Source organism: Neomesorhizobium albiziae (assembly GCF_900114255.1).
Classification (GTDB): Bacteria; Pseudomonadota; Alphaproteobacteria; order Rhizobiales; family Rhizobiaceae; genus Neomesorhizobium; species Neomesorhizobium albiziae.
The window spans coordinates 1-18,489 of sequence record NZ_FOSL01000037.1; the positions used below are offsets into that span (position 1 = coordinate 1).

An 18,489-nucleotide genomic window follows, 5' to 3' on the forward strand; every position below is an offset into this window, starting at 1 on the left:
CTCGGCTTCGCCTCGACACCTCTCCCCCGCTTCGCAGGGGCGAGGAACCGCTGCCGCGATGCCAGCGCCCTTCCAGCTTGGGTTCCTCGCCCCTGCGAAGCGGGGGAGAGGTGGTTTGCGCAGCAAACCGGAGAGGGGGTCTTATAGACAAGCCGGCAGACCAGAGCGGAGCAAAGGCGGTCGGCCGCAACGTCGACGCCCTCCTCCCCCTCGAGGGGGAGGTGCCGACCCTGAGCTTGTCGAAGGGGAGGCGGAGGGGGTGATATCCGCACATCAGCCATCACCCCACCCGGCCCTGCGGGCCACCCTCCCCATCGAGGGGAGGGAGACAGGAAGCCGAAAGCTGTGGTCGGCCGCCGATCGGGCTGGCACCGGGCGCTCCCGGCTAATACATTCCGCATCGAGTTGAGTCCTTTCGAGCGGCGCGAACCCCATGGCGGATGAGAGACTTCCACGCGACCCGCTGAAGCGCGAGGCGATGGCGCTGGCCACGAGGCCGGCGGCGGCAGCGCGACCCTTCATCCATTTGCGCGTGCATTCGGCTTATTCACTGCTCGAGGGCGCCCTGCCGCTCGGCAAGATCGTCGATCATGCGGTGAAGGACGAAGCCCCGGCCATCGCCGTCACCGACACAAACAACCTGTTCGGCGCGCTGGAATTTGCCCAGAAGGCGGTGAAGGATGGCGTGCAGCCGATCATCGGCTGCCAGATCGACCTTGCCTTCGCCGCCGAGGCCAATGAAGGCAAGCGTGGCTATAACCGCAAGGCGCTCGATCTCTTTCCGGTGGTGATGTTCGCGGCGAACGAGGCTGGTTACAGCAATCTCGTCCGGCTGGTCAGCCACATGTATCTGGACATTCCTCCGGGAGACGGCGTCCACCTGCCCGTCGATGCGCTGGATGGGCAAACGGATGGCATCATCTGCCTGACCGGCGGCGAGCGCGGGCCGATCGGCGCCGCGCTGAAATCCGATCATGCCGCGATTGCCGAAGCCCGGCTCGGCGAACTCAGCCGGCTTTTCGGCAATCGGCTCTATGTCGAGCTGTCGCGTCCAGCCGGCTATGACCGCCTGGTCGAGGCGGCGACCATCGAACTCGCCTACCGCCACGACCTGCCGCTGGTTGCCACCAACGAGGCATTTTTCCCGACCCGCGACGACTACGAGGCGCATGATGCGCTGATCGCCATTGCCGAGGGCGCGGTCGTCGCCACCGACGACCGCCGCCGCCTGTCGCCCGACAATTTCCTGAAGAGCCAGGCCGAGATGTCGGCTCTTTTCGCCGATATTCCCGAAGCGATCGACAACACGGTCGAGATCGCCCGGCGCTGCTCCTACTATCCGAAGAACCGCAACCCGATCCTGCCGCGCTTTGCCGCCCGCGACGCCGCCGACGCGGATGCCGCTGTGAAGGTCGAGGCCGAGGAATTGGCCCGCCAGGCCCATGAAGGCCTGGAGATGCGGCTCACGACACGCGGCCTGACGGCGGGCTACACTCCGGAGCAATATCGGGAGCGCCTCGAATACGAGCTCGGCATCATCGAACGGATGAAGTTCCCGGGCTACTTCCTGATCGTTTCGGACTTCATCAAATGGGCGAAGGCACATGATATTCCCGTCGGCCCCGGCCGCGGCTCTGGCGCCGGTTCGCTGGTCGCCTATGCGCTGACCATCACCGACGTCGACCCGCTGCGCTTCTCGCTGCTGTTCGAGCGCTTCCTCAATCCCGACCGCGTGTCGATGCCCGACTTCGACATCGACTTCTGCCAGGACCGCCGCGAGGAGGTGATCCGCTACGTGCAGTCGAAATACGGCCGCGACCAGGTCGGCCAGATCATCACGTTTGGTACGCTGCAGGCGCGCGCCGTGCTGCGCGACGTCGGCCGCGTGCTGCAGATGCCCTACGGCCAGGTCGACCGGCTCTGCAAGATGGTGCCGGCCAATCCTGCCAATCCGGTCAAGCTGGCGGACGCCATCGCCAATGAGCCGCGCTTCGCCGAGGAAGCGGAAAAGGAGCCGATCGTCGAAACGCTGCTGGCTATGGCGCAGAAGCTCGAAGGGCTTTACCGGCACGCCTCGACGCACGCCGCCGGCATCGTCATTGGTGACCGGCCCCTGTCGCAACTGGTGCCGATGTACCGTGATCCGCGCTCAGACATGCCGGTCACGCAGTTCAACATGAAATATGTCGAGCAGGCCGGTCTGGTGAAGTTCGACTTCCTCGGCCTTAAGACGCTGACTGTGCTGGAAACCGCGGTGAAGCTGATCCGCCGCCGCGGCATCGACATCGATCTCGCGACCATCCCGCTCGACGACCCCGATACCTACGCCATGCTGTCGCGCGGCGAGGTGGTCGGCGTGTTCCAGGTGGAAAGTGCCGGCATGCGCAAGGCCCTCATCGGCATGCGCCCGGACCGCATCGAGGACATCATCGCGCTGGTCGCGCTCTATCGCCCCGGCCCGATGGAGAACATCCCGACCTACAACGCCAGAAAACATGGCGAGGAGGAACTGGCGTCGATCCATCCCAAGATCGACCATCTGGTGAAGGAGACCCAAGGGGTCATCGTCTACCAGGAACAGGTGATGCAGATCGCCCAGGAGCTTTCCGGCTATTCGCTCGGCGAAGCCGATCTTCTGCGTCGCGCCATGGGCAAGAAAATCCGCGCCGAGATGGACAAGCAGCGCGAGCGTTTTGTCGACGGAGCGGTCAAGAACGGGCTTTCCAAGCCGCAGGCCGATTTCATCTTCGACCTTTTGGCCAAGTTCGCCGACTACGGCTTCAACAAGTCGCACGCCGCCGCCTATGCCATCGTTTCCTACCAGACGGCCTATCTGAAGGCGCATTATCCCGTCGAATTCCTCGCCGCCTCGATGACGCTCGACATGGGCAACACCGACAAGCTGGCGGATTTCCGCCAGGACGCGATGCGGCTCGGCATCGACGTGGTGCCGCCTTCGGTCGCCAGCTCGTTCCGGCCGTTCGAAGTTGGCGAGAACCGCATCTTCTACTCGCTGGCGGCACTGAAGGGGGTCGGTGACGCCGCGGTCGAACACATCGTGGAGAAACGCAAGGAGCGGCCGTTTTCGAGCCTTGCCGATTTCTGCGAGCGGGTCGATCCGCGCGTCGTCGGCAAGCGGGTCTTCGAAAGCCTCATCGCCGCCGGCGCGCTGGACTGTTTCGGCCACGAGCGCGGGGCAATGATGGCCGGCGTCGAGCGCATGATGGGCATGGCGCAGCGCGCGCAGGAAAACGCCATGTCGGGCCAGACCGATATTTTCGGCATGGCCACGACCGGCCAGGCGGCGACGCTGCACCTTCCTGCCGCCGATGCCTGGCTGCCCGCCGACAAGCTGCACCGCGAATTCCAGGCGGTCGGCTTCTATCTCTCGGCGCATCCGCTCGACGAATACAAGGCAGCGCTCGCCAAGATGCGGGTGCAGAACTGGGCGGAGTTTTCCGCTGCGGTGAAGCGCGGCGCCGCTGCCGGGCGGCTCGCCGGCACGGTCACCTCGAAGCAGGAGCGAAAGACCCGCACCGGCAACAAGATGGGCGTCGTGCAGTTTTCCGACACCACCGGCCAGTATGAGGCGGTGCTGTTTTCGGAAGCGCTGGCGCAGTATCGCGACATCCTGGAGGCCGGCAAATCGGTGATCATAACGGTGGCCGCGGAGGACAGGCCCGAAGGCGTCAACCTGCGCATCCAGACGGTGCAGCTTCTGGACGAGGTGGCGAGCCAGGTGCAGAAGGCGCTGCGCGTCTATGTCCGCGACACCACGCCGCTCGGCACGCTTGCCGCCCAGCTTTCGGCCAAGGGTGAGGGGCAGGTCAGCCTCGTCGTGATCAAGGAAGACGGCGCGGGCGAGGTCGAGGTGGAACTGCCCAACCGCTACCGCATCTCGCCGCAGATCGCCTCAGCGATGCGGGCTGTGAGCGGTGTCGTCGAGGTGGAACTGGTTTAGTGTCTGATCCAAAAAGTCGCCATGCCGGCCGGCAAATGGCGGGAGGGTGTGCGCTTCGCTGGTCACGTCCGCGTGAATACAGCGCTTTGGCCGTTAGAGGTCACGATTTTGCCGCGCGCTTTGCCTAGCGCGGGTCTATGGACCGACGCGCTCTTCTCACCCTCGTTGCCCTTTCCTCCGTCTCACGCCCGGCTTTCGCGCAACAGGCCGCGGTGCTGGAAGAAGGAAAGCCCCGGCTTCCCGACGTACTCGAGCGGGCAGGGGAACTCGATCAGCTCAAGGCGGTGATGGTCGCCAGCAATGGCGCGGTCGTCGCCGAGCGCGGCTATCGCGGAAATTCGGTGGCGGCTTCCACGAACATCAAGTCGGCGTCGAAGTCGGTCATTTCGGCGCTGGTCGGCATCGCCATCGACAAGGGCGTACTGGAAGGAGTGGACCAGAAGATCGCGCCGCTGCTTGCCCGCGACTTGCCGGACAATCCCGATCCGCGCCTGGAGAAGATCACTGTCGGCAACCTGCTCTCCATGCAGGCGGGGCTGGAGCGGATGTCTGGTCCCAACTATGGGCGCTGGGTGTCGAGCCGCAACTGGGTGCGCGCCGCGCTCGCCCAGCCCTTCGTCGACGAGCCCGGCGGCGCCATGCTCTATTCCACAGCCTCGACACATCTGCTCTCCGCCATCCTCACTCGCGCCAGCGGACGCTCGACGCGCGAACTTGCCCGCGAATGGCTGGGACCGCTGGAGAATTTCTCGATCGGAGGCTGGGAACGCGATCCGCAGGGCATCTATCTCGGAGGCAACCAGATGGCGATGAGCACGCGCTCGCTGCTGGCCTTCGGCGAGCTCTACCGCAATGGCGGCAAGACGCCGGACGGCCGGCAACTGATATCGCCGGGCTGGATCGAGCTTTCCTGGCAGCATCGCACCAATTCGCGATTCACCGGCGACGCCTACGGCTACGGCTGGTTCCTGTGCGAGATCGGCGGGCAGGACGTACGTTATGCCTGGGGGTATGGCGGCCAGATGCTCTACATCGTGCCGGCGCTCCAGCTCACCATCGCCATGACCTCGAACGAGAACAATCCGGCTGCACGCACAGGATACCGCGACGAACTGCACGGGCTTGCCGCCGACATCATCGCAGCGGTGGAGGCAGGCGCAGCCGAGCCGGGCTGAAGGCAATCCGCGGCAATCGCCACGAATGAGAGCTGGTTTTGGCTGTTCCGGCCGGGCTTATCCTCAACCCGGCCGGGTCAATACAAAGTCCTAAGCCGACAGCCCCTTGGAGATCGGCAGGCTGCGGATCGTCTTGCCGGTGGCCGCCCTCAACGCATTGGCGACCGCCGGTCCGATCGGCGGCACGCCGGGTTCGCCGACGCCCGTGGGCGGCTCGTCGGACGCCACGATATGCACCTCGACCTTCGGCATCTGGTCGATGCGCAGCGGCGTATAGGTGTCGTAGTTTTCCTGGTCGACCACGCCGCCGGTCAGCGTCAATTCCTCCTGCAGGATCGCGCCGAGCCCGAAGCCGATGCCGCCTTCCATCTGCGCGCGGATCTGGTCGGGGTTGATGGCGATGCCGCAATCCACCGCACAGACGACGCGGTCGACGCTGAAGTCGCTGGCGCTCTTGAAGGTGATTTCGACAACTTCAGCCACGAAGGTCGAAAAACTCTCATGCAGCGCGACGCCACGGAAGCGGCCTTCCGCGAGCGGTTTGTCCCAGCCGGCCTTTTCCGCGGCAAGACGCAACACCGCCGCGTGCCGGGGGTGTTTCTCCAGCATCGACAGGCGGAACTCGACCGGGTCGCGCTTGGCGGCCACGGCAAGTTCGTCCACGAATGTCTCGATCACATAGGCGGTGTGGGTCGAGCCGACCGACCGCCACCAAAGCACCGGGATGTTCACGTCGGTGGTGGTCAGATCGATCTTCACGTTGGGGATCGCGTAGGGCAGGTTGGAAGCGCCCTCGACCGAAGTGGCGTCGACGCCATTCTGGATCATGGCGGCAAAGGGCGAGCCGCCCAGGATCGACTGCCCGACAATATGATCGTGCAGCGCGACCAGTTTGCCGTCCTTGTCGAGGCCCGCCTTGATCGCGTGCACATAGGCTGGGCGGTAGCGACCGCCGCGCATGTCGTTTTCGCGTGTCCACTGGATCTTGACCGGCTTGCCCGGCCCGAGCGCCTTGGCGGTGGCGACCGCCTCGACAATCAGGTCGGCGTCGGCGACCGCGCGGCGGCCAAAACTGCCGCCGGTCTTCATCACATGCAGTTTCACCTTGTCGGGCGTCACGCCGGCGACCTGCGCGGCGACCGCCTGATAGAGGTCCGGCATCTGATGCCCGCCCCACACTTCGACGGTGCCGTCGTCGCCGATCCGTGCAATCGCGTTGAGCGGTTCCAGCGAGGCATGGGCGAGATAGGGGAACTCGTAGCTGCCTTCCACCGTGCTTGCCGCGGAGGAAAGCGCCGTCACGGCATCGCCGTCATTGCGGGCGTTCGCCTTCGCCGGCTCGGCCGCGAGCTTGCGGTATTGATCCAGGATTTCGGCTGAACCGCGCTGTTCGGCCTTGGCTTCGTCCCACTCGACGATCACCAGGTCGCGGCCCTTCAACGCCGTCCACATGTTGTTGCCGACGACGGCGACGCCGCGCGGCGTCTGCACGACATCGACGATGCCATCGAACGCCTTTGCCTTGGCTGCGTCGAAGCTCTTCACCGTGGCGCCGAATTTCGGCGGATGGATCATCACGGCAGTCAGCAGGCCGTCCATCTTCAGGTCAATCGTGTAGGCCTCGGTGCCGTTGGTCTTGCCGGCGGAATCGTAGCGCTTCAGCCCGTCCGCGCCGATCTGCGTCCATTCCGCTTTCTGTTTCAGCGGCAGTTCGGATGGCACCTGCATGCCTGCCGCGGCAGTCGCCAACTCCCCGAATGTCGCCTTCGTTCCCGACGGGTGCGAGAGGACGCCCGAGGCGACGCTGATTTCACCGGCCGGTACGTTCCACTGCTTGGCGGCCGCTGCGACCAGCATGGCGCGTGCCGCCGCACCTGCTTGCCTGTAGCGTTGCCATGACGAGGTCATCGAGGTGGAGCCGCCCGTGCCCTGCGCGACGCCGCCCCAGGCAAGGTTGCCATAGAGCGCCGCATTGCCGGAGGCGCCGACGACATCGACTTGCGCCCAGTCGCCGTCGAGTTCTTCCATGACAAGCGTGGCAATGCCGAAATAGGAGCCTTGTCCCATCTCGAACTGAGACGAGTGAATGACGATCCGGTTGTCCGGGCTGATCTCGACATAGGCCTGGAACGGATTGGCTGGCGGCTTTGCCGCGTCTTCAGCCATTGCCGGGTCGGCGGCGATCAGGCGGTAGCCGATCACCAGGCTGGCCGTGGCGACGGTTCCGATGAGAAACTGGCGGCGCGAAGGCCGTGCGGTGGCGAGTTCGATGCGATGTGGCAGCATGATCATGCCTCCAGACGGTGGGCGGCTTCATGGATTGCCGCGCGGATGCGTTGGTATGTGGCGCAGCGGCAGAGATTGCCGCTCATCGCCGAATCGATGTCTTCGTCGGTTGGTTTCGGGGTCTCCACCAGCAGTGCTGCCGCCGACATTATCTGGCCGGACTGGCAGTAGCCGCATTGCGGCACGTCGAGTTCGGCCCAGACGGTCTGCACCGTTTCGCCGACCTTTCCGGAAAGGCCTTCGATCGTCGTCACCGACATGCCTTCCACATCGCCGATCGCGGTCTGGCAGGAGCGGGTCGGTGTGCCGTCGATATGGACCGTGCAGGCGCCGCACTGCGCCATGCCGCAGCCGAACTTCGTGCCGGTCAGGCCGATCACATCGCGGATGGCCCAGAGCAGCGGCATTTCGGGGTCAGCGTCGAGCGTGCGCGCTTCGCCATTGAGGGTAAAAGCGACCATGGAATGCTCTCCTCTTTCGAGCAATTGGTGCTTACGCCTCGGTTGGCTGGGCACGGGACGCAGGGCGTCGAGGCGTAGCTGACCTCAGCCTAGAGTGGCAGCGCCACCCACGGCAAGACAGGGTGCGGGCCAATCGCGCAATCGTGAAGTCAAAGAGGATGCGGGCAAAACCGCGTGAGAGACCTTGAAGCGGAATGAGCCGTGGCGACTCAGGGGATAACCGTTTCCGGTTCCTTCGCGCGGCTTCGCCGCGGCAGGTTGATCAGGTTGCCCAACAGGATCAATGCCGCGCCGGCGGCGGTGAAGATGTCGACCTGCTCGTTGTAGAGCAGCCAGCCGATCAGCGCGGCCAGTGGCACCCGCAGAAAATCCATCGGCATGATGACGGTGGCGTCGGCATAGGCCAGCGAGCGCGCCATGCAGAAATGCGAGAAAGCGCCGGAGAAGGCGATGAGCAGGATCCACGGCCACAATTCGAGCGGCGGGTTCTTCCATACCTGCAGGGCGGGAACGATCCCGATGATCGACTGGATCACAAGCATCCAGAAGATGATCCGCACGACGCTCTCGGTGCGGGTGAGCATCTTCGTCAGCACCACGGAGATGCCGAATGCGACGGCAGCACCCAGCACTACCAGGTGCCCGGGGTTTACGGTATCGAGCCCAGGCCGCACAATGACGGCGACGCCGATCAGGCCAAACACGATCGCGGCGACACGCCCGATATCCAGTCTTTCACCGAGCAGGGTGACCGCCAGAATGGCTGTCCAGATCGGGGCGGTGAATTCGATGGAGATCAGTTCCGCAAGCGGGATCAGCGTCAGCGCATAGAGCCAGGCCGCCTGGCCGGCATAATGGGTGACATTGCGAAGAACATGCCGCCACGGATGCGCCGTTTTCATCGCCCGCAGCCCGCCGGCGAGATAAACCAGCGGCATCAACATCACGAGGCCGATCACCGAACGCATTTCCATCACCTGGAAAACGTTGAGCACGTCGGTGGTGGCGCGGCCCGCCACAGCCATGGTCATGAAGCAGGCGATCGCCCCGGCCATCCAGAGAACTGCTTTGAGATTTGACGGTTCGGGGGCCATGGGCGCTATGTGGCAAATCGCAGCCTGAGGGCGCAACCGCTTGGGCCTGCCTTTCGCATGGTCCAGAGCGAAGCCGATCAGAAACTGACGGTCAACCTTTCCAGCCCATGGAAATGATAGGTGTCGCGGAAACGCGGTTCTTCGGCCAGTTGCAGGTTCGGCAGCCGGTCGAACAGGACTTTCAGCGCGACCTGGAGCTCCAGCCTGGCGAGCGGCGCGCCGATGCAGAAATGGATGCCGGCGCCGAACGAGACGTTTTTCTGATCGGGACGCTGCGGCTCGAATGCGGCGGGGTTGGCGAAAGCGCGGGGATCGTGATTGGCCATGCCAAGCAGCAGGCCGACCTGCTCTCCGGGTTTGACGGAAACGCCGGCGCCGGCGTCCATCTCCTCATAGGCGTAACGTGTAAACATGTGCAGCGGAGCGTCGAAGCGCAGGCACTCCTCGACAGTCGCGGCGGTCGCCTCGGGCGTCGTGAAGAAACGGCTGACATCGCCGTCCTGGCTCAACAGCGCACGCACCGCATTTCCAGCCTGATGGACCGTCGCCTCGTGGCCGGCGTTGAGCAGGAGAATGGTCGAGGACACGAGTTCGTCTTCATTGAGCTTCTGGCCGTCTTCCTGGGCGGACAGGAGCAATGACAAAAGATCGTCGCCGGGTTGCTTGCGCCGCTCGGCCGCATAGGAGCGCAGGAAATCGGAGAATTCACGCGCCGCGGCGTTGGCGCGGTCCTCGGTGTTCCGGTTGCGGCCATGCATGTACATGGCCACCATCTCATGCGACCAGTCGAGCAGTTGCGGGCCCATCTCGACGGGAACGCCGAGCATTTCCGCGATGATGGTAATCGGCAGCGGCGCAGCGAAGGCCGGCAGCAGGTCGACAGGCTGGCCGGGTTCGAAGCGGTCGACCAGTTCGTTGGCGAGCGCTTCGACGCGAGGCCTCAGCCGTTCGACCTGCCGCGAGACGAAGGCACGGTTGACCAGCGTCCGCAGCCGCGTGTGCACGGGCGGCTCAAGCTCGAGCATGGAATTCGCTTCGACGGCATCGAAGGCGGCAAGATGCGAGCGGTCCTCTCCGACGCCACGGCTGTCGGGAATGCCGGCCGGGTTCTGGCGCCCGAACTTGCGGTCGCGCAGCAGCCGGTTGACGTCGTCATACCCGCCGAAGCACCAGAAGCCGAAATCCTCCCAGAAGAACGCACCGTCTTGCGTGTGCAGCCAGGCATAGGCCTCGTAGGGATTCTGGAAGAATGCCGGCTCGTGCGGATCGAGCCGCAGGCGGCGGGTGGCCGGGTGGAAGTCGAGGTAGGGTGGCGGAACGTGTTCGGTCATGCGGGCTCATTAGAGCGGAATGCACTCAAGGTGAACCGGGCATTCCGCTCTATCTGCTTGTTTTAGCCGCATTTGTGCGACGCCAGGTGATTCCACCCGGCTGCAAAATGCCCTGGCCTGCCTTGCCTTGGCGAGGCCAGACCGTATGTTTGGCCGGGCTCCGCTGCCGGTTGGGCCAGCGAGCCAGTGCGGGAAGGACAGTGAATGAATGTGATCGTGGTGGGCGCGGGGATTGCCGGACTTTCCACCGCATGGTCGCTGGTCAAGGCTGGGCACCGGGTGACGATCGTCGAGCAGGGCAAGATTCCCAACCCGCTGGCGGCGTCGGGCGATCACCACCGCATCATTCGGCGCGCTTACCGGGCCAACAGCGGCTATGGCGCGCTGATCACCGAGGCTTATGAAGCCTGGGACGAGCTGTGGGCCGATCTCGGGGAGAGCCATCTCGATCCGCGCGGATTTTTGTGCGTATCGCGAGAAGAAGGCGACGAGGCGGAGGAATACCGCGAAGGCATGGAGGAGGGCGGCTGGCCGATCGAACTGCTGGAACCCGAGGCGGCAGCGGCGCGCTGGCCGTTCCTTGAGGCCGGTACGTTCCGCTACGCCTATTTTTCGCCGGACGGCGGCGCCCTGCATTGCAGGAAGATCGCCGCCGGCATGGCCGAATGGCTGCGGGCCAACGGCGCCAACGTCTATGAAGACAGCAAGGTTGTCGCGGTCGACGCGGAAACCGGGCGGGTGACGCTCGATGGCGGTGAGTCAATGGAGGCCGACCGCATCGTGGTAACCGCCGGCGCCTGGGTGCTGAAACTGTTTCCGGAACTCGGCGGCGAACTGAAGACCTTTCGCACGGCGTTGGCCTACGCCGAGCCGCCCGCGGACTTGAAGGCGGCATGGGAAGCAGCACCTGTTATCCTCGATGTCGGCGGAAAGACCGATGGCTACATGATCCCGCCTTCGGGCGGCGCCGGCATGAAGTTCGGCTCGGGCCTGCACAAGGTGCCGACCAGCGACGCCGACTGGAACCGGGATCCGGTGCCGGGCGAGGGCGAGGCGATCCGCAACCTGTTTTCACCGCCGATCGCGCGGATCGACGAATATCGGGTGACCGAGGTGGTCACCTGCGCCTACACCTTCACCGCCGACGAGAAGTTCATGGCGCACGACAGGGAAAAGTGTCTGGTCGTGTCGGCCTGCTCCGGCCACGGCTACAAGTTCGGTGCGGCGGTGGGGCGTCGCGTGGCAAAAGCCATCGGCGACGGCGATGTCGACGGGCTGAAGCGCTGGCTGCGGGCGGAGAAGGTTTGAAACAACCCTCAAGGGGGCGCCAAGTCTCGCTCCATGATGCGGCCAAGGGTTCGCAGTTCCCGCGGAATTGGCAGTATAAGAGCCTGCCGGATGCAAACTCCTGCCCAAATGGCTGGCCGGAAGCCGCCGGCCTTGCGCGAACGGGTTCGGGCGTCCTATTTAGAAAGAAATCCGGAACAACCGATTCAGCCCGTCTGGCGCTGAACTCTCCTCCTGAAAAGGCCGTTTTATGAAGCACCCCGCCGATACCTACATGAATCTCGTGCCAATGGTCGTCGAGCAGACCAATCGCGGCGAGCGGGCTTTCGACATCTTCTCGCGCCTGCTCAAGGAGCGCATCATCTTCATCACCGGTCCGGTCGAGGACGGCATGGCGACGCTGGTCTGCGCGCAGCTGTTGTTCCTCGAAGCCGAAAACCCGAAGAAAGAGATCAACCTCTACATCAATTCGCCGGGCGGCGTCGTGACCTCCGGCATGGCGATCTACGACACGATGCAGTTCATCAAGCCGCCGGTTTCGACGCTGTGCATCGGCCAGGCAGCTTCGATGGGGTCGCTGCTCCTGTGCGCCGGCGAAAAGGACATGCGCTTCGCCACGCCGAATGCCCGCATCATGGTGCACCAGCCTTCCGGCGGCTTCCAGGGCCAGGCTTCCGACATCGAGCGCCACGCCCAGGACATCATCAAGCTGAAGCGCCGCCTCAACGAGGTCTATGTGAAGCACACGGGCAAGTCCTACGAGGAAATCGAGAAAACCCTCGACCGCGACCATTTCATGACCGCCGACGAAGCCAAGGATTTCGGCCTCATCGACAAGGTGATTTCGTCGCGCGAGACGATCGACGCGGTTGCGGCGAAATAACTCGCTGGTCCAGCCGACGGAGATGACTTATTTTTGAAAGATTGTGCGTCATTTCTGTCACAAATGGCTGTTCCCTCGACGCGGCCGGCATCCTACGTTAAGTCTATGTTGAGCTTCGACGGCTTAGCTTTCAGACGGGGCAGCCGCAAATCATTGCCGCGTTTTCTGAATGGTGTTCGGTACGGAAATGCGCTGCATCATGCCAACTTTGGGTTGGCGGCGGCGGATTCCCGCCATAGATTGCAGTTCAAGCCGCAGCCAGTCGACCGGACGGCGGTACTGAAAGGGACTTGAAAATGAGCAAGGTCAGCAACAGCGGCGGCGATTCGAAGAACACGCTTTACTGCTCGTTCTGCGGCAAAAGCCAGCACGAGGTGCGCAAGCTGATCGCCGGCCCAACGGTGTTCATCTGCGACGAATGCGTCGAATTGTGCATGGACATCATCCGCGAGGAAAACAAAACCTCGATGGTGAAGTCCCGCGAGGGCGTGCCGACCCCGCAGGAAATCCTGAAGGTTCTGGACGATTACGTGATCGGCCAGCCCTACGCCAAGCGCGTCCTTTCGGTGGCCGTGCACAACCACTACAAGCGCCTCGCGCATGCCGGCAAGAACAACGACGTCGAACTGGCGAAGTCGAACATCCTCCTTATCGGCCCGACCGGTTGCGGCAAGACGCTGCTGGCGCAGACGCTGGCGCGCATCATCGACGTGCCGTTCACCATGGCGGACGCCACGACACTGACCGAGGCCGGCTATGTCGGCGAGGACGTCGAAAACATCATCCTCAAGCTGCTGCAGTCGGCCGACTACAATGTCGAGCGGGCGCAGCGCGGCATCGTCTACATCGACGAAATCGACAAGATCAGCCGCAAGTCGGACAATCCCTCGATCACCCGCGACGTGTCGGGCGAGGGCGTCCAGCAGGCGCTGCTGAAGATCATGGAAGGCACGGTCGCGTCCGTGCCGCCGCAGGGCGGCAGGAAGCACCCGCAGCAGGAATTCCTGCAGGTCGACACGGCCAACATCCTGTTCATCTGCGGCGGCGCCTTCGCGGGCCTCGACAAGATCATCTCGGATCGCGGCCGCAAGACCTCGATCGGCTTCGGCGCCACCGTCGCCTCGCCGGAAGACCGGCGCACCGGCGATCTTTTCCGCCAGGTGGAGCCGGAAGATCTGCTGAAGTTCGGCCTGATCCCGGAATTCGTCGGCCGCCTGCCTGTGCTGGCGACGCTGGAGGATCTCGACGAACCGGCGCTGATCCAGATCCTTACCGAGCCGAAGAACGCGCTGGTGAAGCAGTATCAACGGCTGTTCGAGATGGAAAATGTCGACCTGACGTTCCACGAGAATGCGCTGTCGGCGATCGCCAAGCGCGCCATCGAGCGCAAGACCGGCGCGCGCGGCCTGCGCTCGATCATGGAAGCGATCCTGCTCGACACCATGTTCGAACTGCCGGCGCTCGAAGGGGTGCAGGAAGTGGTGATTTCCGAGGAAGTGGTGACCGGCAGCGCCCGGCCGCTTTATATCTACTCGGAGAAGGAAAAGGGTTCGGTCAGCGCGTGAGCGTGAGGCCGTACAACCTGACGATGCGGCGCCGAAGGGCGCCGTTTTCGTTGAAAAGCGGGCTCGGAAAGCCCGGGTCGCGATCAGGCTGCACGGTTTCGTGTCTGCTCTTGATCTTTCCCCCGTCCGACGCCAACTAACATCATGAGGTTGGGGCCGATCTCCGTGCTAAAACTCCCCGTTGTTCGAACGGTTAGGTAGGCGGAACGGTTTGCGGCCGTTAAGATGAGATTCGCGGTTGGCCAAGGGCGTCCGCGAAATGAAAGGTAAGGCAATGGCCAAGATATCCAGGTCTTCCAGCGACGGCGTTTTCGCGGTGCTCCCGCTGCGCGATATCGTCGTGTTCCCGCACATGATCGTGCCGCTTTTTGTAGGGCGCGAGAAGTCGATCAAGGCGCTGGAAGAGGTGATGGGTCAGGAAAAGCAGATCTTGCTTGCCACCCAGATGAATGCTGCCGATGACGACCCGGAGCCGGGCTCGATATACGATGTCGGCACGCTCGCCAATGTATTGCAGCTGCTGAAGCTGCCGGATGGCACCGTCAAGGTGCTGGTCGAAGGCTCTTCGCGCGCCCGGATCGCGTCCTTCACCGACCGTGCCGATTTCCACGAGGCGAAAGCCGTGGTTCTGGCCGAGCCGGAGGAAGAAGAGGTCGAGATCGAAGCGCTCGCCCGCTCCGTCGTTTCGGATTTCGAGAACTACGTGAAGCTGAACAAGAAGATTTCTCCGGAAGTGGTAGGCGCCGCCAGCCAGATCGAGGATTTCTCCAAGCTGGCCGACACGGTCGCCTCGCATCTCGCCATCAAGATTCCTGAAAAGCAGGAAATGCTCGGCACCCTTTCCGTGAAGGAGCGCCTTGAGAAGGCGATGGGCTTCATGGAAGCCGAAATCTCGGTCCTGCAGGTCGAGAAGCGCATCCGCTCGCGCGTCAAGCGCCAGATGGAGAAGACGCAGCGCGAATACTACCTCAACGAGCAGATGAAGGCGATCCAGAAGGAGCTCGGCGAGGGCGAGGACGGCCGTGACGAGGCCGCCGAGATCGAAGAGCGCATCCGCAAGACAAAGCTCTCCAAGGAGGCCCGCGAGAAGGCGGAAGCCGAGCTGAAGAAGCTGAAGACGATGTCGCCGATGTCGGCAGAATCCACCGTCGTGCGCAACTATCTCGACTGGCTGCTGTCGATCCCGTGGAGCAAGAACTCCAAGGTCAAGCAGGACCTGGATTTCGCGCAGAACGTGCTCGATACCGACCATTTCGGCCTCGACAAGGTCAAGGACCGCATCGTCGAATATCTCGCCGTGCAGAGCCGCCAGAAGAAGCTGAAGGGCCCGATCCTGTGCCTTGTCGGCCCTCCCGGCGTCGGCAAGACCTCGCTCGGCAAGTCGATCGCCAAGGCGACCGGCCGCGAGTTCATCCGCATGGCGCTGGGCGGCGTGCGTGACGAGGCCGAGATCCGTGGTCACCGCCGCACCTATATCGGCTCGATGCCCGGCAAGGTCATCCAGTCGATGAAGAAGGCGAAGAAGTCCAACCCGCTCTTCCTGCTCGACGAGATCGACAAGATGGGCCAGGACTTCCGTGGCGACCCGTCGTCGGCTTTGCTGGAGGTGCTTGATCCGGAACAGAACGCGACGTTCATGGACCACTACCTCGAGGTCGAATACGACCTGTCGAGCGTCATGTTCGTGACGACCGCCAATACGCTGAACATCCCGGCGCCCCTGATGGACCGCATGGAGATCATCCGCATTGCCGGTTACACCGAGGACGAGAAGGTCGAGATCGCCAAGCGGCACCTGATGCCGAAGGTGGTGCGGGACCACGCTCTGCAGCCGAAGGAGTTCTCCGTTGGCGAAGACGCGATCCGCGGCATCATCCAGACCTACACGCGGGAAGCCGGCGTTCGCAGCCTGGAGCGTGAGCTGATGAAGCTCGGTCGCAAGGCGGTGACCGAGATCATCAAGACGAAGAAGAAGTCGGTGAAGATCACCAAGGATAATCTGTCGGATTATCTCGGTGTGCCGCGCTTCCGCTTCGGCGAGGTGGAGGCCGACGACCAGGTCGGCGTGGTGACCGGATTGGCCTGGACCGAGGTCGGCGGCGAACTGCTGACGATCGAAGGCGTGATGATGCCCGGCAAGGGCCGCATGACGGTGACCGGCAACTTGAGGGACGTGATGAAGGAATCGATCTCGGCGGCGGCATCCTATGTCCGCTCGCGGGCCCTCGATTTCGGCGTGGAGCCGCCGCTCTTCGACAAGCGCGACATCCACGTGCACCTGCCGGAAGGTGCGACGCCCAAGGACGGCCCATCGGCCGGCGTGGCTATGGCCACCGCCATCGTTTCGATCCTGACCGGCATTCCGGTCAAGGCCGATGTGGCGATGACCGGCGAGATCACGCTGCGCGGCAGGGTGCTGCCGATCGGCGGCCTCAAGGAGAAGCTGCTGGCGGCGCTGCGCGGCGGCATCAAGAAGGTGCTGATCCCGCAGGACAACGCCAAGGATCTCGCCGAGATTCCGGACAACGTGAAAAGCGGGATGGAGATCATCCCGATTGCCAGGGTCGGCGAGGCTCTGCGCCATGCGCTGGTTCGCATGCCGGAGCCGATCGAATGGGTCGAGCCGCTGGAAACGCCGGCGTCGAAGGCCGACGTGACGGACGACGCCGGCGCTGCAACTCTGGCGCATTGAACGTCCCGATTGCGATCACCAAGGGGAAGCCGGGCCTCGCGCCCGGCTTTTCTGTGAAAAAAGCCCGGAATTCCGGGTTTTTTTGCGTTTTTTCCGGCCTTCGCATCTTGGTTCGGGCAACAACTCTTTCTAGAGTTCCTTTCCAGCCGGTCGAATCGTTTAGTCCGGTCTCACATGGAAGGAATTTTTTATGAACAAGAACGAACTTGCATCCGCCGTCGCCGACACGGCGAAGATTTCCAAGGGCGACGCGCAGGCTGCGGTCGATGCGGTGTTCGCCGCCATCACCGGAGAGTTGAAGAAGGGTGGGGACGTCAGGCTCGTGGGCTTCGGCAATTTCTCGGTCTCGAAGCGCGCCGCCACGACTGGCCGCAACCCGCAGACCGGCGCCGAAGTGAAGATCCCGGCGCGCACCGTGCCGAAGTTCTCGGCCGGCAAGGGCCTCAAGGACGCCGTCAACTAAGAGTTCGTAGAGTTTTTGTTTCTGAAAGGCCGGGCCCAAAACCCGGCTTTTCTTTTGGCTGGAATCGGGATCGGCGACTTTGAGGCGCGCGTCGCCGCGCCAGCCGACGCTTCGGCTGCACCCGTGCCGCCGTGCCGTGTCAGCCCCGCCTGGCCGGTCTGGAGGCGCCGGGCTGCGGTTTCCGGGGCGCGTCGGGCATAGGCTCGAAATCCCGTGGGATGCTCGCCACCGTCTCCTCGACGATCCTGTAGGCGGCGTAGCCGAGGGCTGCGGCAATCAGCAGCCGGATCATGACCGCTTCCTCCGCAGCGGCCGGAAGTCGGCTGTTTCGGCCGGACACACCGCCAGGAACCAGGCGAGGGCGGAATAGATGCGTCTGAACATGTCGTCTCGTCTCCGTGCATCACGGGAAACACATGGGACGTGTGAATTGTTCCGTGGGGTGGGGGATTGGGCGTGTTTTTCTGGTTGGGCTGCGTTCTGGCAGCGGGCGGGGTTCCTGCACCGTTTTCACACTGCCGCTATGTCACGGCATGGATCCTAGGGTCTCCGCGACGGCCTTCGGCCTGCTCCGCCCTAGGATGACGAAAGAGGGAGGTTGCCGCTAATCGTAGAGGTTTGTGGTTGCCATGAATGTCTATGCTTTCGTCATCCTCGGGCTTGACCCGAGGATCCATGCCGTGAGGTCGAACATGGTGGCGGCGGTGCAGGATAGGTTTCAGTAGCGGGCGCGGTTCCCTCCACCGCTTTTGCACTGCCGCTATGTCACGGCATGGATCCTAGGGTCTCCGCGACGGCCTTCGGCCTGCTCCGCCCGTGGATGACGAAAGGGAGGGGCGCCGCCGCTAATCGTAGAGGTTTGTGGTTGCCACGAACTTCTCTGCCTTCGTCATCCTCGGGTCTACGCGACGTAGCCTCGCTCCTGCTCTAGGATGACGAGGGAAGGTGCGTTTCTGCCGAGATGCAAGACGGCCCGGTCTTGCGACCGGGCCGAACTTGTCTCGTTCCTGATGTGCTAGCGCCTCAACTACACCCACTCGTCGCGCCGCAAAAGTATTAACAGATGCGGTCATTCTGGAAGTGATTCCAATAGGTTGCCACTCGGCATAGCTGTCCAAAGGATGCCGACACCACAATCCCCTGGCTGAAGTTGTTAGTCACGGAGCTCCGATGGGCGGGCGATCGGGCCTCAAAAAGGACGGCCTCTGAGGGCGCTCGGTGGACCTGCCACGGAGCAACCCCAAAGCAGTTAAAGCCTTGAACTGGTTTGACGAGACCTGGGCGCGATCTG

At 63.5% G+C, this 18,489-nt stretch carries 12 protein-coding genes; 7 read left to right on the forward strand and 5 right to left on the reverse strand.

What is annotated here, in order from left to right; translation table 11 throughout:
• Nucleotides 1-478: 478 nt before the first annotated feature.
• Nucleotides 479-3,961, forward strand: a complete 3,483-nt coding sequence (gene dnaE, locus F3H98_RS28075; protein WP_244621957.1) for a DNA polymerase III subunit alpha — start codon at nt 479-481, stop codon at nt 3,959-3,961.
• Nucleotides 3,962-4,098: 137 nt separating this feature from the next.
• Complete coding sequence (locus F3H98_RS28080; protein WP_149763964.1) at nt 4,099-5,136, forward strand: serine hydrolase domain-containing protein; 1,038 nt, start codon at nt 4,099-4,101, stop codon at nt 5,134-5,136.
• Between the two features lie 90 nt (nt 5,137-5,226).
• On the opposite strand, the gene F3H98_RS28085 is transcribed toward F3H98_RS28080, so the two are convergent.
• The 4 genes from F3H98_RS28085 to F3H98_RS28100 all read right to left on the reverse strand — a co-directional run bounded on the left by F3H98_RS28085 (nt 5,227) and on the right by F3H98_RS28100 (nt 10,308).
• A complete protein-coding gene (locus tag F3H98_RS28085; protein WP_149763966.1) occupies nt 5,227-7,422 on the reverse strand; it encodes a xanthine dehydrogenase family protein molybdopterin-binding subunit in 2,196 nt (731 codons plus the stop codon).
• Between the two features lie 2 nt (nt 7,423-7,424).
• Nucleotides 7,425-7,883, reverse strand: coding sequence for a (2Fe-2S)-binding protein (locus tag F3H98_RS28090; protein ID WP_149763968.1), 459 nt, complete (start codon nt 7,881-7,883; stop codon nt 7,425-7,427).
• A gap of 209 nt (nt 7,884-8,092) precedes the next feature.
• Nucleotides 8,093-8,977, reverse strand: a complete 885-nt coding sequence (locus F3H98_RS28095; protein WP_149763970.1) for a DMT family transporter — start codon at nt 8,975-8,977, stop codon at nt 8,093-8,095.
• Nucleotides 8,978-9,054: 77 nt separating this feature from the next.
• A complete protein-coding gene (locus F3H98_RS28100; protein ID WP_149763972.1) occupies nt 9,055-10,308 on the reverse strand; it encodes a cytochrome P450 in 1,254 nt (417 codons plus the stop codon).
• A 204-nt stretch (nt 10,309-10,512) separates the two neighbouring features.
• On the opposite strand from F3H98_RS28100, the gene F3H98_RS28105 reads away from it, so the two are divergent.
• The 5 genes from F3H98_RS28105 to F3H98_RS28125 all read left to right on the forward strand — a co-directional run bounded on the left by F3H98_RS28105 (nt 10,513) and on the right by F3H98_RS28125 (nt 17,198).
• Entirely contained in the window at nt 10,513-11,616 is a 1,104-nt protein-coding gene (locus tag F3H98_RS28105; protein WP_149763975.1) for an NAD(P)/FAD-dependent oxidoreductase, read from the forward strand.
• A gap of 229 nt (nt 11,617-11,845) precedes the next feature.
• The gene (gene clpP / locus F3H98_RS28110; protein WP_149763977.1) at nt 11,846-12,478 is read left to right on the forward strand and encodes an ATP-dependent Clp endopeptidase proteolytic subunit ClpP; all 633 of its coding nucleotides are present in this window, start codon (nt 11,846-11,848) and stop codon (nt 12,476-12,478) included.
• Nucleotides 12,479-12,774: 296 nt separating this feature from the next.
• Entirely contained in the window at nt 12,775-14,043 is a 1,269-nt protein-coding gene (clpX, locus tag F3H98_RS28115; protein ID WP_149763979.1) for an ATP-dependent Clp protease ATP-binding subunit ClpX, read from the forward strand.
• Nucleotides 14,044-14,317: 274 nt separating this feature from the next.
• Nucleotides 14,318-16,735, forward strand: coding sequence for an endopeptidase La (gene lon, locus F3H98_RS28120; RefSeq protein ID WP_149763995.1), 2,418 nt, complete (start codon nt 14,318-14,320; stop codon nt 16,733-16,735).
• Between the two features lie 190 nt (nt 16,736-16,925).
• Nucleotides 16,926-17,198 carry an HU family DNA-binding protein gene (locus F3H98_RS28125; RefSeq protein ID WP_149763981.1) on the forward strand — a complete coding sequence of 91 codons (273 nt, stop codon included), beginning with the start codon at nt 16,926-16,928 and terminating at the stop codon, nt 17,196-17,198.
• 139 nt (nt 17,199-17,337) lie between these two features.
• Here F3H98_RS28125 and F3H98_RS31390 read toward each other — a convergent pair whose 3' ends face one another.
• Nucleotides 17,338-17,490 (reverse strand): hypothetical protein, encoded by a 153-nt coding sequence (locus tag F3H98_RS31390; protein ID WP_188130611.1) that lies wholly within the window; start codon nt 17,488-17,490, stop codon nt 17,338-17,340.
• Between the last annotated feature and the right edge of the window lie 999 nt (nt 17,491-18,489).

Coding starts and splice junctions, on each gene's coding strand:
- clpP (WP_149763977.1), top strand. CDS start 11,846: ATGAAGCACCCCGCCGATACCTACATGAATCTCGTGCCAATGGTCGTC.
- lon (WP_149763995.1), top strand. CDS start 14,318: ATGGCCAAGATATCCAGGTCTTCCAGCGACGGCGTTTTCGCGGTGCTC.
- F3H98_RS28080 (WP_149763964.1), top strand. CDS start 4,099: ATGGACCGACGCGCTCTTCTCACCCTCGTTGCCCTTTCCTCCGTCTCA.
- F3H98_RS28090 (WP_149763968.1), bottom strand. CDS start 7,883: ATGGTCGCTTTTACCCTCAATGGCGAAGCGCGCACGCTCGACGCTGAC.
- dnaE (WP_244621957.1), top strand. CDS start 479: ATGGCGCTGGCCACGAGGCCGGCGGCGGCAGCGCGACCCTTCATCCAT.
- F3H98_RS28125 (WP_149763981.1), top strand. CDS start 16,926: ATGAACAAGAACGAACTTGCATCCGCCGTCGCCGACACGGCGAAGATT.
- clpX (WP_149763979.1), top strand. CDS start 12,775: ATGAGCAAGGTCAGCAACAGCGGCGGCGATTCGAAGAACACGCTTTAC.
- F3H98_RS28100 (WP_149763972.1), bottom strand. CDS start 10,308: ATGACCGAACACGTTCCGCCACCCTACCTCGACTTCCACCCGGCCACC.
- F3H98_RS28105 (WP_149763975.1), top strand. CDS start 10,513: ATGAATGTGATCGTGGTGGGCGCGGGGATTGCCGGACTTTCCACCGCA.
- F3H98_RS31390 (WP_188130611.1), bottom strand. CDS start 17,490: ATGATCCGGCTGCTGATTGCCGCAGCCCTCGGCTACGCCGCCTACAGG.
- F3H98_RS28085 (WP_149763966.1), bottom strand. CDS start 7,422: ATGCTGCCACATCGCATCGAACTCGCCACCGCACGGCCTTCGCGCCGC.
- F3H98_RS28095 (WP_149763970.1), bottom strand. CDS start 8,977: ATGGCCCCCGAACCGTCAAATCTCAAAGCAGTTCTCTGGATGGCCGGG.